The 15,362-nt window shown below is 45.4% G+C and carries 13 protein-coding genes, 1 other RNA gene and 1 pseudogene; 5 read left to right on the top strand and 10 right to left on the bottom strand.

Annotated elements, in window-relative coordinates:
• The first annotated feature begins 28 nt into the window (after positions 1-28).
• A complete protein-coding gene (locus tag L1070_RS05950; RefSeq protein WP_070984732.1) occupies positions 29-388 on the top strand; it encodes an outer membrane protein assembly factor BamE in 360 nt (119 codons plus the stop codon).
• Positions 389-468: 80 nt separating this feature from the next.
• Here L1070_RS05950 and L1070_RS05945 read toward each other — a convergent pair whose 3' ends face one another.
• Together L1070_RS05945 and L1070_RS05940 are read right to left on the bottom strand one after the other, a co-directional pair.
• The gene (locus L1070_RS05945; RefSeq protein WP_070984729.1) at positions 469-789 is read right to left on the bottom strand and encodes an RnfH family protein; all 321 of its coding nucleotides are present in this window, start codon (positions 787-789) and stop codon (positions 469-471) included.
• Positions 789-1,223: a type II toxin-antitoxin system RatA family toxin gene (locus tag L1070_RS05940; protein ID WP_237124845.1), complete on the bottom strand. Its 435-nt coding sequence runs from the start codon at positions 1,221-1,223 to the stop codon at positions 789-791. The genes L1070_RS05945 and L1070_RS05940 overlap by 1 nt, the downstream gene beginning before the upstream one ends.
• Positions 1,224-1,363: 140 nt before the next feature.
• Between L1070_RS05940 and smpB the strand changes: the two genes are divergently transcribed.
• A complete protein-coding gene (gene smpB / locus L1070_RS05935; RefSeq protein ID WP_070984725.1) occupies positions 1,364-1,846 on the top strand; it encodes an SsrA-binding protein SmpB in 483 nt (160 codons plus the stop codon).
• Positions 1,847-1,949: 103 nt separating this feature from the next.
• On the opposite strand, the gene fabB is transcribed toward smpB, so the two are convergent.
• A complete protein-coding gene (gene fabB / locus L1070_RS05930) occupies positions 1,950-3,164 on the bottom strand; it encodes a beta-ketoacyl-ACP synthase I (RefSeq protein ID WP_070984722.1) in 1,215 nt (404 codons plus the stop codon).
• A 175-nt stretch (positions 3,165-3,339) separates the two neighbouring features.
• Between fabB and mnmC the strand changes: the two genes are divergently transcribed.
• The gene (gene mnmC / locus L1070_RS05925) at positions 3,340-5,325 is read left to right on the top strand and encodes a bifunctional tRNA (5-methylaminomethyl-2-thiouridine)(34)-methyltransferase MnmD/FAD-dependent 5-carboxymethylaminomethyl-2-thiouridine(34) oxidoreductase MnmC (RefSeq protein WP_237124844.1); all 1,986 of its coding nucleotides are present in this window, start codon (positions 3,340-3,342) and stop codon (positions 5,323-5,325) included.
• A gap of 59 nt (positions 5,326-5,384) precedes the next feature.
• Here the strand turns inward: mnmC and L1070_RS05920 are convergent, their stop codons facing one another.
• The gene (locus L1070_RS05920; protein ID WP_083330471.1) at positions 5,385-6,221 is read right to left on the bottom strand and encodes an OmpA family protein; all 837 of its coding nucleotides are present in this window, start codon (positions 6,219-6,221) and stop codon (positions 5,385-5,387) included.
• Between the two features lie 198 nt (positions 6,222-6,419).
• Here L1070_RS05920 and rnt point away from each other — a divergent pair, with 198 nt between their 5' ends.
• Positions 6,420-7,088 carry a ribonuclease T gene (gene rnt / locus L1070_RS05915; protein WP_070985583.1) on the top strand — a complete coding sequence of 223 codons (669 nt, stop codon included), beginning with the start codon at positions 6,420-6,422 and terminating at the stop codon, positions 7,086-7,088.
• 351 nt (positions 7,089-7,439) lie between these two features.
• Here the strand turns inward: rnt and gap are convergent, their stop codons facing one another.
• From gap to L1070_RS05895, 4 genes are all read right to left on the bottom strand, one after another.
• Entirely contained in the window at positions 7,440-8,444 is a 1,005-nt protein-coding gene (gene gap, locus L1070_RS05910) for a type I glyceraldehyde-3-phosphate dehydrogenase (protein ID WP_070984714.1), read from the bottom strand.
• Positions 8,445-8,461: 17 nt separating this feature from the next.
• Positions 8,462-9,082 carry a bifunctional 4-hydroxy-2-oxoglutarate aldolase/2-dehydro-3-deoxy-phosphogluconate aldolase gene (gene eda / locus L1070_RS05905; RefSeq protein ID WP_237124843.1) on the bottom strand — a complete coding sequence of 207 codons (621 nt, stop codon included), beginning with the start codon at positions 9,080-9,082 and terminating at the stop codon, positions 8,462-8,464.
• Positions 9,083-9,107: 25 nt separating this feature from the next.
• Complete coding sequence (edd, locus tag L1070_RS05900) at positions 9,108-10,961, bottom strand: phosphogluconate dehydratase (RefSeq protein ID WP_237124842.1); 1,854 nt, start codon at positions 10,959-10,961, stop codon at positions 9,108-9,110.
• Positions 10,962-11,326: 365 nt separating this feature from the next.
• Complete coding sequence (locus L1070_RS05895; protein WP_237124841.1) at positions 11,327-12,955, bottom strand: FapA family protein; 1,629 nt, start codon at positions 12,953-12,955, stop codon at positions 11,327-11,329.
• 248 nt (positions 12,956-13,203) lie between these two features.
• Between L1070_RS05895 and ssrA the strand changes: the two genes are divergently transcribed.
• Positions 13,204-13,560: a transfer-messenger RNA gene (gene ssrA, locus L1070_RS05890) on the top strand.
• 83 nt (positions 13,561-13,643) lie between these two features.
• Here the strand turns inward: ssrA and L1070_RS05885 are convergent.
• Together L1070_RS05885 and L1070_RS05880 are read right to left on the bottom strand one after the other, a co-directional pair.
• Positions 13,644-14,561 carry a pirin family protein gene (locus L1070_RS05885; protein WP_237124840.1) on the bottom strand — a complete coding sequence of 306 codons (918 nt, stop codon included), beginning with the start codon at positions 14,559-14,561 and terminating at the stop codon, positions 13,644-13,646.
• Positions 14,558-15,119, bottom strand: a pseudogene (locus tag L1070_RS05880) (hydrolase); the annotation flags it as partial. The pseudogene L1070_RS05880 and the gene L1070_RS05885, both read right to left, overlap by 4 nt.
• Between the last annotated feature and the right edge of the window lie 243 nt (positions 15,120-15,362).

Raw genomic sequence — 15,362 nt, 5'->3', positions numbered from 1 at the left:
ATAACACAAAACAAGGATACACAAATACATGCTGTCTAATAAATCCCTTTCTGTATGGCTCAGTGCTGTTGTCATTACTGTGATGTTGTCTGGTTGCTCAAGTTGGGTATACCGCATCAATGTGCCACAAGGTAACTTTTTAGAGCAGTCAGATGTAGATAAACTACGTGTCAATATGACTCGCGAGCAAGTGTTGTTCGTCCTCGGTAGCCCTATCGCTAAAGACGCTTTTAACAATCAAAAGTGGCATTACGCTTATGTATTCAACATCGACCGTGAATCTGAGCAACGTAAATCACTTACCGTGCATTTCGATGGCGATAAGCTGACGAAAATTACTGGTGATTTTGACGAGCCAGAATCATTTAATACTCCACTAGATGAATAACTCTTGGGTAGTTGACTAAAAAAGGGCGATTCGCCCTTTTTTAATGCCTATAAATAACCGTCAGGTGCCCTACTAGATTATTAGCTTAAAGGGCGGCCGCCAGTTATCTTGTTCGCACGCCCTTCTTCTTTGGCCTTTTCAGCTCTTCTGCGCCTTGCATCCTTGGGATCCGCTATTAGCGGGCGATAGATCTCAATTCGGTCACCTTCTTTTACTACTTGGTGATTTTTTACGGTGCGATTCCAAATACCTAAAGTTAAATTGCCCGCATCAATTTCTGGGCATTTTTCTAAAATGCCTGATTGCATCACCACTTGCTCAGCAGAGGTTCCTTCTGCTACATCGACTTGCAGACATGTCGCTTTGTGTGGAATCGCAAATACCACTTCAACTTTAATCATTATCTGGCCCCGTAAACCGTTCTAGCACGTTGTGTGAATGCAGCAACCATGCTCTTTGCAACCTCGTTAAATACCTTACCAAATGCCATTTCAATCAGTTTGTTAGCAAATTCAAACTCAAGCTTTAGACTTACTTTACACGCTTGATCGTCCAATTCAATAAATTGCCAGTGTCCATGTAAAGATTTAAATGGGCCTTCAACTAACTGCATATGCACAGTCATTCCATCAAAACTGTTTTTTGTGGTAAACCATTTTTTCAGTCCCGCTTTAGATATTTCTAAGCTCGCCGTCATACTCTGTTCATTTGCTTGTAGTATTTTTGCATCAGAGCAATTAGGTAAAAAAGCTGGATACGCGTCAACATCATTGACTAAATCAAACATTTCTTGGCTGCTATACATCACCAACGCGGTTTTTTCTATTTGTGGCATAGGTACTCCAATTCATTTGCGCCGATTTTAGCAAGCTTTTTAAGATTTATCTTGTATGTGCGCCCCTGCTAAGGGAAAATAACCTGCAAAATAAAAAAAGCGCTGTTTTCTATTCTCTTTTCTAGGTAAACTAGGCCATTATGGCAAAGAAAAAATCATCAAAATCAACAAGCAATACCATCGCGCTAAACAAAAAAGCGCGTCATGAGTATTTTTTAAACGATAAATTCGAAGCAGGTATTGAGCTACAAGGCTGGGAAGTAAAAAGTATCCGAGCTGGTAAGGTCAATATTTCTGACACCTATATCCACCTAAAAGATGGCGAAGCGTTTCTGCTAGGCAGTCAGATCCAACCATTGAATAGTGCCTCTACCCACGTAATTTGTGATCCTATGCGGTATCGTAAATTACTGCTCAACAAGCGCGAAATTGACCGTCTTGTCGGCGCCACCGAGCGTGAGGGCTACTCTCTTATTGCCACAGCTATGTACTGGAAAAAATGCTGGGTAAAATTAGAGTTCCACTTGGCCAAAGGTAAGAAAATGCACGACAAACGTGCTGATACCAAAGAAAAAGATTGGTCTCGTGAGAAAGAGCGCTTAATGAAACACAAAGCCAGATAGTAAAAAAGCCTCACTATGAGGCTTTTTTACTATCTATTGCTCATATGCAATAAAGTAATAAAAAGCCCCGCATAAGCGAGGCTTCAGACTAGGTAACTAAGACTTAGCCTTTGTATTTTTGCATCACTAACGTTGCATTTGTTCCGCCAAAACCAAAGCTGTTTGACATCACAGTGTTAAGCTCCACATCACGACGTTCAGTCACGATATCCAGACCTTTCGCTTGCTCGTCCAGCTCATCAATATTGATTGATGGAGCCACAAAGCTATTTTCTAGCATCAGCAACGAATAAATCGCTTCATGTACACCTGCCGCACCCAAAGCATGACCTGTCATTGCTTTAGTTGCACTAATCGCAGGTGATTTCTCACCAAATAGCTCTTGAATCGCACCAAGCTCTTTAACATCACCTACTGGTGTTGATGTGCCGTGTGTGTTTAAGTAATCCACAGGTCCTGTAACGTCGGCCAGAGCTTGCTTCATACAACGTACTGCCCCTTCACCTGATGGCGCAACCATGTCATAGCCATCTGAAGTTGCACCGTAGCCCACAATTTCTGCGTAAATATGTGCACCGCGAGCTAAAGCATGCTCTAGCTCTTCTACAACAACGATACCGCCACCGCCTGAAATAACAAAGCCATCACGATTTGCATCGTAGGTACGAGATGCTTTCTCTGGTGTCTCGTTATACTTGGTTGACAATGCCCCCATCGCATCGAACTCCATTGCTAAAGTCCAGTGCAACTCTTCACCACCACCAGCAAAAATCACATCTTGCTTACCAAGTTGAATTTGTTCAACCGCATTGCCAATACAGTGCGCAGAGGTTGCACACGCAGAGCTAATTGAATAATTAACACCCTTGATCTTGAACGGCGTTGCCAAACACGCAGACGCTGTACTTGCCATGGTACGAGGTACCATATATGGTCCAACTCGCTTTACACCCTTTTCACGTAGGATATCCGCTGCTTCCACCTGATATTTTGATGAGCCACCGCCAGAACCAACAATCAGGCCAGTACGCTCATTTGAAACCTGCTCTGGCGTCAAACCTGAATCTTCAATCGCCTGTGCCATTGAAATATAAGAGTATGCCGCTGCATCGCCCATAAAACGATGTGCCTTACGATCAACAAATTGCTTCACATCGATATCAATGTTTCCAGAAACGTTACTGCGTAATTTATAGTCAGCAAACTCTTGGTTGAACGCAATGCCGCTTTTGCCTGCTTTCAAAGATTCCAATACTTCTTGCTTGTTGTTGCCGATGCTAGATACAACACCGATCCCCGTAATTACGGCTCTTCTCATGGGTAAATTCCCTTAGTCTTTACTTAATTGCGATTATTCTACGCTGAAATCAACATCAAAGTGGTCAGCTTTCCAGCGTACACACGTACTCTGAATTAAATTAGCACAAATTACAACGGACGTATCATGAGAAAACGCGTAAAATATGGGAAATTTTTAATTTCCTCGTAGCTTTATGATCCAAAACGCACAAATTCATTTCAACGATATGGGTACACCTGTAGCCGATAACTTCGATGATGTTTACTTTTCGAATGATGACGGACTGGCTGAGTCTCATTATGTGTTTTTCACTCAAAATCATATCGCCGAACGCTTAACTAAGCATGACCAAAAGCACTTTGTGATAGCCGAAACAGGCTTTGGTACTGGTTTAAACTTTCTCAATGCATGGCAACAATACGATGCGCTTAAGACCAAAGGAGAGCTGCCTAGATTGCACTTCATTTCGTTTGAAAAGTTTCCCATAAGCCACACTGATCTAGTTAAAGCACTTGCTGCATGGCCAACTTTAAGCGGTTATGCACAACAATTGTGCGCACAGTACCCAATAGCCCTAGCGGGCTGCCACCGCCTCGAGTTTGACGATGGTAATGTCACTCTCGATTTGTGGTTTGGCGATGTACATGACTCACTACCAAGTATTAGTTGCCAACAAACAGCGCTGGTTGATGCTTGGTTTTTAGATGGCTTTGCACCGAGCAAAAACCCTGACATGTGGCAACAGTCCTTGTTTGATACGATGGCAAATCTGAGTCGCAGCAATGCCACTTTTGCAACCTTTACCGCCGCGGGGTTTGTACGTAGAGGACTACAACAAGCAGGCTTTGAATGTAAAAAAGTAAAAGGCTATGGTCGAAAAAGAGAAATGGTCGTCGGTACGTTAAGTGCAGCAAATGGCTACGCCAGTACACCCGATTATTATGCTACGGCCGTGTCGTCTCTTAGCAACGTAGCGATCATAGGCGGCGGTATCGCCAGCGCTTGCCTTGCCTATCAATTGAGTAAGCGCAATATTAAAAGCACACTACTGTGCCAAGATGACACATTAGCCAAGGGCGCATCTCACAATCGCCAAGGTGCAATTTATCCAAACCTTCAAGCTGATAATAATCCCCCAAGTGAGTTTTATGCTCATAGCTTTTTATATGCAAAACGCTTTTATCAGCATATTACGGAGTTAGGCTTTCATTACGACCATGATTGGTGTGGTGTGCTGTTACAAGCTATCAGTGAAGCAAAACAAACACAGCAACGCACTTTGGTTGAGAAGCGCAACTGGCCAGAAGCCCTTATCCGCCAAGTCAACGAGCAACAAGCATCCAAGATAGCCGGTGTATCTGTGCCCTACTCAGGGCTATATATCGAACAGGCTGGCTGGGTAAATCCAGCGCAGCTTACGCATGCCATCTTTGCAGCGGTTCAGAAAAAGGAGCTCTGTCAGGTACAGTTTAACGCTGACATTGCACGTCTTGAAAAGACCAGTGAAGGCTGGATGTTACACGCACAAAATACACGCTACGGCCCGTTTAGCGATGTCTTCATTTGTGGCGGTGAGCATAGCGACCGATTTGAGCAAACCAAAGACATTCCCATTCAAGGAGTACGTGGGCAGGTGTCTCACGTTCGTGCAAGCGAACAATCGGCACACCTGCAAACCGTGCTGTGCCACAAAGGTTACTTTACCCCGGCCAATGACGCTCTACATTGCATGGGCGCCACATTTGAGAAAAACACCAAGAGCCGCAGCGTCACTGAACAGGATGATCACATCAACCGTGCTCAGCTCAATAAATTTTATGGTAATTGTGACTTTGCCAACACCCTAGGCGAGATAGCCAGTGCTAAGGCCGCAGTGCGCTGCTGCTTTGCAGATCACATCCCCATGTTAGGGCAAGTACCTGACAATCAAGACCTGATGTACGCTTTTGCTAACCTGCGCAAAGGCAAGCACTATGGCTTTGCAAGCCAAGTGCAACCACATGCAGGGCTCCATATTGTGACAGGCTTTGGTGCACGAGGGCTGTGCAGTGCCCCACTAGCAACCGAGCATTTAGTCGCGAGCCTATGTAACGAGCCTCGACCATTTAGCGAGCGTGTACACCAAGCAATTCACCCTAACCGATTTATTGTTCGCGACCTTATTCGCAATAAGATTTAGTCGCTCAAATAAAAACGCCGCTTAATTAGCGGCGTTTTTATAGCTTATATCTCAAACTGTTAGGGTCTAGAGATTTGAATGACCACACGACGGTTGCGATTACGGCCAATTTCGTTATCGTTCGCAGCCACATGGCGCTTTTCACCCAGCCCTTCAGTAACAATACGATCCGCGGCAACCCCTTTGGCTGTAATGTATTCTTTGATTGCCTCTGCACGTCTACGGGAGAGCTCTAAATTAGGCCACCGCCCACCATGGCTATCCGTATATGCAGAAATATAAATCGACTCGATATTTGGGTCGTTATTGAGATATTCCCCTATCATATCCAAGCGCTTACGTGATGACTTCGTCAACTCGCTGGAGTTTTTCTTATAGTTCATTACCGTAAATGAAATATCTTCAAAACTATAGGGCAACAGATTGTCTCTACATTGCAAAAACGCCCAATAGGCTTGCTTAAAATTAACTGATGATAGCGCTACAGAGATCTGGTCCTGGCTATTTTGCCAATCTTTATAATGGAAAGTGGGAAAATACCCCTTTTCTAATTCACTGAGCATTTCCCAAGACAGCACATTATCTAGCTCACCATCAAATTTTTTCAGTAATTGCATTTGCCCAATGTCTCGGGCTGGCACACCCGCACGCCATACAGGGGGAACCGATTGCAAGCCCGCAAATGCATACGTCTCAGGACGCACCACCATATCAAGGTTAAAAGTCAGATCTTTATTTTTGCTTGCGGTGACACTAAAAATTGCATCACCATAGTAAGGTACCTCGTGGTTTAGACTACATTCGAGCCGTGCTTTCTTATCGACAGTCCAATGGGATGAGTCAGCATCGGCGCTGTATTGCCGCATTGCCGCCTGAGGCTGACTCATCATAGCCATCAGTACTCCAACTCCAAAAATATTAACCCGTATACTCACCGCTTTACTCCGCTTTGCCAATTTATTGCTATGGCGTCACTACTGTGCTCATTGATGCAATAACTATGCCCATAACTTAATAACACCCACAAACTCTGATTCGCATATTTTTATGCACCTTGTATAATGGGCGGCTCAAATTTAGCAACCAATAAGATTATGGCAGATCAAGAGCAAACTCTATACTCACAACGTTTTCGTGGCTTCTTTCCTGTAGTTATCGACGTAGAAACCGCAGGCTTTAATAAAGATACAGACGCCTTGTTAGAAATCGCCGTTACCACATTGAAAATGGACGAAACAGGCATCCTTAGTTTAGACCAAACTTTACACTTTCATGTTGAGCCATTCGAAGGTGCCAACATCGAGCAATCTGCCATAGAGTTTAACGGAATAGACCCTTTCTCAGCGCTTCGTGGCGCAGTTGTAGAAGCTGACGCCATCAAAGAAATTTGCAAAATGGTGAGAAAAGCGCAAAAAGCGGCGGGCTGTTCGCGCTCAGTGGTGGTCGCGCATAACGCCGCCTTTGATCATGGCTTTTTAAACGCTGCGATTGAACGTAACAACATCAAGCGCACTCCGTTTCACCCGTTTGTCAGTTTCGATACCACCTCACTGGCTGGCTTAGCACTGGGTCAAACGGTTTTAGCTAAAGCATGTCGTACTGCGGGGATTGAGTTTGATAACGCTCAAGCACACTCTGCGTTATATGACACAGAGCGCACCGCTGAGCTATTTTGCTATATTGTCAATAAATGGCAAGCGCTGGGCGGTTGGCCCTTACCTGTAGTTGAAGATAGCGAGTCAACAACACAAAGCCCCGCATAAGGCATTGGGCTGCTTGTGCCTCTAGGTTATTCAACGCCTTCCATGCCTTTGTATAATTTTGCGTACACGAGCGCTGATATAGCGCTTTGTAGCTTTCTGTATCACACTACTTTTTTGTATTGCTGTATGATTCTCATCATTCCCTTCGTTGCTCACAGGAGCAACAGTCAAGCTTTTACAACCTGATATGTATACAAAATAATAATTAAGCACAGCAACATACTTATACGCGATAACTGATTCATAGGCTTTACGGCAAAGGAGAAACGGCCACGGGTGTCCCATTTAATAGACAAATAAAAAAGCCGCTTTAGCGCGGCTCTTTATCACAAGTCTTAACGTGTGGGATTTTTATAAAAACTGGCCCAGCGCTTTAACTTGGTCTAACATGCGGTTTGAGAAACCCCATTCGTTATCATACCAAGCCATCACTTTAACAAGTTTGCCATCCACTTTAGTTTGCGTTGCATCAAACACAGAAGACGCTGGGTTATGGTTAAAGTCGATAGAAACAAGTGGTAGTTCGTTGTATTCCAAAATACCCGCCATTGCCCCTTCTGAGGCAGCCTTTACAACCTGATTAACTTCTTCAATGGTTGTGTCACGCTTAGCAACAAAAGTTAGGTCAACTAACGAAACATTGATAGTTGGCACACGTACCGCCATACCGTCTAATTTGCCCGCCAACTCTGGTAATACCAAGCCTACCGCTTTGGCAGCACCAGTTTTAGTTGGGATCATAGATTGAGTCGCGCTACGCGCACGATATAAATCAGGGTGATACACATCACTTAGATTCTGGTCATTGGTGTAGGCATGAATGGTTGTCATGCTACCTTGCTCGATACCAATGACATCGTTAAGCGCTTTTGCAACTGGTGCTAAGCAGTTTGTGGTACAAGAAGCATTTGAAATGATGTTGCTTTGCGCGTTTAGCACTTCACTGTTTACACCGTGTACAACCGTTGCATCCATATCTGTGCCCGGCGCAGATACGATCACCTTCTTCGCACCAGCTTCAATGTGTTTAGCCGCTGCATCTCTTGAGGTGAACAGACCCGTACATTCTAAAACAATGTCAACGTTCAACGCTTTCCAAGGTAGGTTTGCAGGGTCACGCTCTTGCGTTAGGGTAATTTCATCACTGCCAACAACCAGCGTGTTGTCATGCAAAGTTACCGTTTGGTTGAAACGACCGTGTACTGAATCGAACTGAGTCAGGTGGGCGTTTACATTAGCTGGTGCTAAATCGTTGATAGCAACGATTTTAATTTGTTCATTTTGGCCAGACTCATAAAGCGCTCGTAAAACATTGCGACCGATACGGCCATAGCCATTAATTGCGACGTTAATCATGCTGCGATTCCCCTTGATTATTTAACTTCACTTGCTTGTTTTGCAAGCGCTTCAATGGCTTGCCAGTCTTTGTTTGCGATAAGTTGTTTGTCCAACATCCACGTACCACCCACGCAAATTACGTTGCTCAGTGAGAGGTATTTTGGCGCACTCTCTAAAGTGATCCCCCCTGTTGGGCAAAACGTTACCTGCGGTAAAGGGCCACCGATGGATTTCAACATGGCAGCACCACCTGCAGCTTCAGCAGGGAAGAACTTAAGATATTTAAAACCGTGAGAAGCCAGATTCATCACTTCGCTTGGTGTAGCAGCACCAGGTAAAAATGGAATATCAGACTCTTTGGCAAGCGCCAATAGTTCGTCATTCACACCAGGGCTCACCATAAAATCAGCGCCAGCAGCAACCGATGCTTCAAACGTAGCTCTATCAACCACAGTACCCGTGCCCACGTAGGCATCTGGTACTGTTTCTTTCATAATTTTTACCGCCTGCGCAGCCACAGGTGTACGCAAAGTGATTTCCAATGCTTTTAAACCACCGTTATACAAAGCTTGCGCTAGCGGCGCGGCATCTTCTAAGTTGTCGATAACAACTACAGGGACTACCGGTGCCGATGATAAAATCTTCTCTATGCTCATAACCTTCCTCATTCCCAATGCTCTTTTATTCTTCTAGACCAAAGGCACTCGCACCTAAGTCTGCACTGCTAACAATATTTCTAAATCCGTTGAACAACTCACGGCCTGTGCCATAAGTCATTTCAGGCTGTGTCAATTGCGCTTCACGATTGGCAAGCTCATCATCTGATACGTGAACTTTCAGAACACCCGCTGGTGCGTCCAAAGTGACTAAGTCGCCGTCTTGAATCTTGGCGATCAGTCCACCTTCTACCGCCTCAGGCGCGAGGTGAATCGCTGCTGGCACTTTACCCGATGCACCAGACATACGGCCGTCGGTCACAATCGCCACTTTGAAACCTTGGTCTTGTAGCGTTGCCATCACTGGCGTTAATTTGTGTAGCTCAGGCATCCCTTTTGCTTTCGGGCCCTGCTCTTTAATCACTGCGATAAAATCTTGATTAAGCTCACCATTAGCAAACGCTTCTTGTAGCGCGCCTTGAGAGCTGAACACTTTTGCAGGGGCACTCACCACACGATGTTGCTCCTGCACAGCTGATACCTTAATGACTGCTTTACCTAGGTTGCCCGTCAATAATTGCAAGCCACCTTGTTTGCTAAATGGGTTGTTAACAGGGCGAAGTACTTCTTCGTCCAATGACTTCTCTGGCACTGGCACCCATTTCACTTTGCTAGGACCGTTACTGTCAGTCATGATCAGATTGCTATCTGTTGCTAGCACAGGTTCTTGGGTGTAGGCGTCTAGGCCCTCACCGACAATGGTTTTAACGTCATTGTGTAAATACCCAGCATCACGCAGTTCACGCATCAAAAAGCCCATACCGCCCGCCGCTTGGAAGTGGTTCACATCCGCCGAGCCATTTGGATAAATACGCGCAAGCAGAGGCACTACCTCAGACAAATCAGCCATATCTTTCCAAGTGATCTGTACGCCCGCCGCTTTTGCCATAGCCACTAAATGAATAGCGTGGTTGGTTGAACCACCCGTTGCCAGTAACCCAACTAAGCCGTTAATCACCGTTTTTTCGCTCACAACATCCGCCAAACAATTCGCGTCTTTGCCATCAATGAGTTGCTGCAACATGCGCTCAACCGCATTGCCAGTTAGACCATCACGTAATTCGGTATACGGGTTAATAAATGAGCTACCCGGAAGGTGAAGACCCATGATCTCCATCAACATTTGATTTGAGTTTGCAGTGCCATAGAAGGTACAAGTACCGGCACTGTGATAAGACGCACTTTCAGCCTCAAGCAGCTCTTCACGACTGACTAAGCCTTGGGCAAACTTTTGGCGAACACGCGCTTTTTCTTTATTTGGAATACCTGATTGCATCGGACCTGCTGGTAAGAAATACACAGGTAAATGACCGAACGACAACGCGCCAATCAACAGCCCAGGGACAATTTTGTCACACACGCCTAAACAAAATACGCCGTCAAATACATCATGTGACAACGCCACGGCGGTCGACATGGCAATCACATCGCGTGAAAACAGCGATAATTCCATGCCGTCACGGCCTTGGGTAACACCATCACACATCGCTGGCACACCACCTGCAACCTGTGCTGTGGCATCAAACTTTTGTGCAATCTGTTTAATTAAATCTGGATATTCTTTGTAGGGTACGTGAGCCGACAACATATCGTTGTATGAATTGATAATGGCAAGGTTTGGTTGCTCGTCTGCTTTTAAACGTGCTTTGTCATCACTTGAACATGCTGCCATTACGTGAGCAATGTTGCCACATCCAAGGCCTGCTCTAACACGCGTTTGTTTTTTTGCTTTTTCGATGCGGTCTAAATAGGCGTGACGTGTATTTTGGCTGCGCTCAATAACACGTTCGGTAACTTCTTTAATTCGAGGATGCAACATATATTCGACTCATTCTCTATATAGGTTAGAGGAAAAAGGCTCAGCGCGATTAAAGACTCCACTCCAATCTTTGCACTGAGCACATTTTGATTTACCCGTTCAAAGGTACGCTATCAGGCTGTCTCTCACCCCAACCTGACACCGGTGTCACTGTATTAACGCATATCGTTGACACCGGTGTCAACCTTTACTCATAAATTTAGTCTAAAAATACAAAATGACCAAATAATGACCAAAGTCTAAAAGGCGTAAAATATGGAGCGATTAACAGTGAGCCAAAACTCTAGGGGATTGGTTAGTAAGTAATTATCAATATGTGACTGTAAATACGAATGTACTTTTAAGAGAGTAAGCCATTAACCTTATTACAGGTTAAACTGCTGAGTGATCTTACCTTCGTCAAGCATCACCGAGTGCGGCGGATAAATACGGGTAAACTGTTTTGAGTCTTTAGCAATGACCACTTCAATGCCGGGGTGCATTAACTCATTAACCTTAACACGACAGGTATGCAGTAGACGCGCTAACTTTTGTTGGATAATTTTGATGTTGCGCTGATTGCGCTTGTAATGCATATCGAGCTGCTTTTCGCTCGCTTCTAACTTTTTCAAAAACTCGTCACGCTTACTAGATTGTGGTGACTTAGTGGCCTTGGCTTTAGCCTTTGACACTTCCATGACCTTTTCGGTTAAGCGCCTTTCAAAGGTTCTAAACTCTTTTTGTTTTTCTTTAAGTTCAAACCAATTTTGCGCAATGGCGATACGAGTACGCGTGCCAGATGGTGCTCCCAGCTCACCCGTCTCAAGGCGCAGGGCATTGAGCACATTACCACCTATCAACTTGCCTCTTGGGTTTTCACCCTTACCGATACGGATCAAGCGTCCTGCCGATAAATCGCAGTGCAACGCCTGACGTTCCACAAACAAATCTTGCTGTGTTTCAATAAGACAATACTGGGCATAGCCAATAGAAACCGTTCGCGCCGATTTGATAGAACACGAAAACTCGTCATTATCAGCGCGCTTTCTGCCAATTGCCCCTTGAATGATAGTAACCGCACCAGCGCTTTCAATTTGCGCACACTCCACAAAACCAATCACGGTAATATCACCGGTGGCTTTGATGCGCATGCCATCTCTTACGTCACCGCTGACAATCACACTGCCGTCAAACTCAATATGACCCGTACTGACATCCACGTCTTGATAGCATAAAACGTCATCAACACGCATACCGCGGGGCACAGCTACTGGCACACCTTTAGAATCGGCAACCAGAATATTTGGGTCATTTTCGTCAAGTTTAGTGCCCTCAAGCACCTGCATTTCAAAATCACGGCCAGGTTTTGGGTCAAGTACGTCACCAAATACGGTATAGCCTGTTTCGCCTTTTGTGGGTGGAATGCGTTTCATTAATGGCGCACCCGGCTTAACGGTGATGATGGCCCCTAGGTCACGCATATCAACCTTACCGCCCTCTTTGGCTTGTGGGCTGAGCACTCTGTCCTGCGCTGTCATACACAGGCGCACAAATTTGGCATCATCGCCATTTTTAGCGCGACGACCGTGCGCGACGATGGTTTTATACACCTCGCCCGCTGACAGTTCTAATTGTTGCGCTAAAAATTGCTCAAGTACGGTTTTGTTAATACCATGTTTCACACCCGCGTCTTTCAGCGCTTGCTCGGCTGCATCCATAGAAATCATGTTGCCGCCACGCGCGGTGACTATGGTTGCCTCAGCAATCATATTATTATCATCAACACGGATAGAGATTTCGGCGCCTATGGCCATGGCAATTACGAGGGATTCGTTGTCTGAGTCTTTGCTTGTGAACAGTTTACCGATGTTTGCGTGGACAATATCAAAATCGGCATATTCAGATTGCTCAAGCAATTCAACCAGCTGAGAAGCACTCGCTGGAAAACCAGATTCTGATGGATGAGAGAGTAAATACAACGCTCCCATATCTTTATCATAACGAAACAACGACATCGACTTAATTCCTACGAAAACAAATCCACTTTGTTATTGACAACGTAACTAAGCCATTTGAGCACAACAATGCAACAATGTTAAGTAATATATGGCTACATTGGCACACAAATTATAAACGATTGTAAATGCACTTTGTACAATAATCACCCAAGCGATTCATATTTAATAAGTTACCTGAAAAAGTTCCTTGAGCTATTGCCCTCCGCTGGGCTATACTGGCGTCACTTCACTGAATAACACATTCAGGGGCTGATTAGGATTCGACGGGATTCATGAAGCCTAAGGTGCATGTCGAGGTGCGGCTGGCCTCGTAAAAAAGCCGTATTTAAAGTAATCGCAAACGACGATAACTACGCTCTAGCGGCATAATAGCCCGCTAGCACTCCTCCAAGAAATGCTTGTGGTTCTGGTTCTGGAGTGTCACCCTACACAAGATCGCTACGGAAACCCTGGCCGGGGTTGAAGGGCTAAAACTAAGCGGCCTCGCCTTTACTTATCGTGTTCGTCCGAGATTTAAAGGTTAACCAATAGACGATACTAAACATGTAGGACCGAAGGTCGACGCTTTCCGGACGGGGGTTCAAATCCCCCCAGCTCCACCAAATAGCGAAATGAAAAGCCATCAAAACTTTGTTTTGATGGCTTTCTTGTTTGTTCTAAAGTTTTACTGCAATGTTCAATCCAATCACCACTCGGGCAATGGGATAGACTCAACCTCATCATTGGGGACTTTGGGAAACTGGCCTGCTTGCCAATCTTGTTTGGCTTGTTCAATCAGGGATTTATCGCTGGCAACAAAGTTCCAATCCATGTAGCGCTTGCCAACAGGTGCACCGCCGATAAGGGCGAGCGTGGTGTCGGCTTCGGCTTTAACGCTAATGCCACTGCCTTTTGCAAAGATGGCCATGTTGTGTTGCTCAAGCGCTTTATCTAACACGCTTAAACGCCCCGTTACCACATAGAGCGCCAGTTCATCGGTTGTCGGTAGTTCTAACGTCTGCCCCGCTTGCATTCGCGCTTCTATATATAAAGTTTCTGAAAAGGTTTTAACGGGCGAGGCCACGCCGTACGCTGTGCCAATTAAAACCCGAACGGGCACACCGTTTACTGTTACGCTTGGAATATCACCGCTGGCGTAATGATAAAACGCGGGGTCACACACCTCGTCTTGCGTTGGCAATGCCAACCACAGTTGTAAACCATGGATATCTTGTGGGGCTGTTTTTATCTCCTCTCGTTGGCGCTCTGAGTGCACAATGCCGCGCCCCGCTACCATCAAGTTAGTATCGCCAGGCACGATAGTTTGCTCGCTGCCTAACGAGTCGCGATGTAGCATTTCCCCTTCAAAAAGGTAGGTGACGGTCGCCAAACCTATATGTGGATGGGGCCGTACATCAATGCCCTGCCCCGCATTAAAATGCGCCGGACCCATATGATCGAAAAACACCCACGGCCCCACGCTACGGCATGCTCTCACAGGCAGGGTTCGCCGCACTTTAAACCCACCCAAATCTTTATCTTTGGGTGTTAAAACCAACTTCAATGCGCTACAACCAGATGCCACCGTGCATTCATGCTCTAAAGATTTTGATAGGTTACTCATTGCGGGTGTCCTTTAAGCTTTCTTGTAAGCGTAGTATAGCTGGTGATTAGATTACGATAGTCAGGAATATGGTTTGAAAAGCGCGCACCCAACACTGGGAAGTATTGGGTGACACGCTGAGTTATCGCACACTAGCCAGTCGCGGTGCAGTTCACACGCTGTACCAAACCAAGCTATTAACTGAGCGCCTGCTTGTGACATACGATCCCAAGCGGCATCACGTGTCATGAGGTTGAATGTTCCTGATGCGTCTGTGACTACAAACACCTCGTAACCTTCTTCCAACGCAGAAAGCACAGGAAACGCCACACACACTTCAGTTACGACACCAGCAATGATCAATTGCTTTTTGCCGGTGGCCTTAACCGCCGCTAAAAACTCTTCGTTGTCCCACGCATTAATTTTCCCTGGGCGCGCGATATAGGGCGCATCTGGAAAGATGTCTTTTAGCTCAGGCACCAGTGGGCCATTTGGACCACTCTCAAAACTGGTAGTTAGAATGGTCGGTAGGTTAAAGTATTTAGCCAAGTCGGCCAGCGCGAGTAGGTTATTTTTGAATACGAGTAACTCGGTTTCGCTGCCCTCATCTGCTTCTGTTTAAAGTATGAATACAAACCACCTATGTGGAGGGGTTGTAAATATGGTATACCTTTGCAGAACAAGAACGTAGCACGGCATACCACAGTTAAAAATTTACAAAATAGCCATGAGGTAATTAGTTTTAATCAGAGCCAAGTGTAGGAACCAAGAAGCTTGCGCAGTTCTTTCTTTTTAAAGTTAATTTAATCAACTAGGTCGCTG

The sequence above is a fragment of the Pseudoalteromonas sp. MMG022 genome, assembly GCF_021654245.1.
Taxonomy (GTDB): domain Bacteria; phylum Pseudomonadota; class Gammaproteobacteria; order Enterobacterales; family Alteromonadaceae; genus Pseudoalteromonas; species Pseudoalteromonas amylolytica.
Note: the sequence above shows the minus strand (reverse complement) of the source record. Positions and strands in the feature narration are given on the sequence as shown.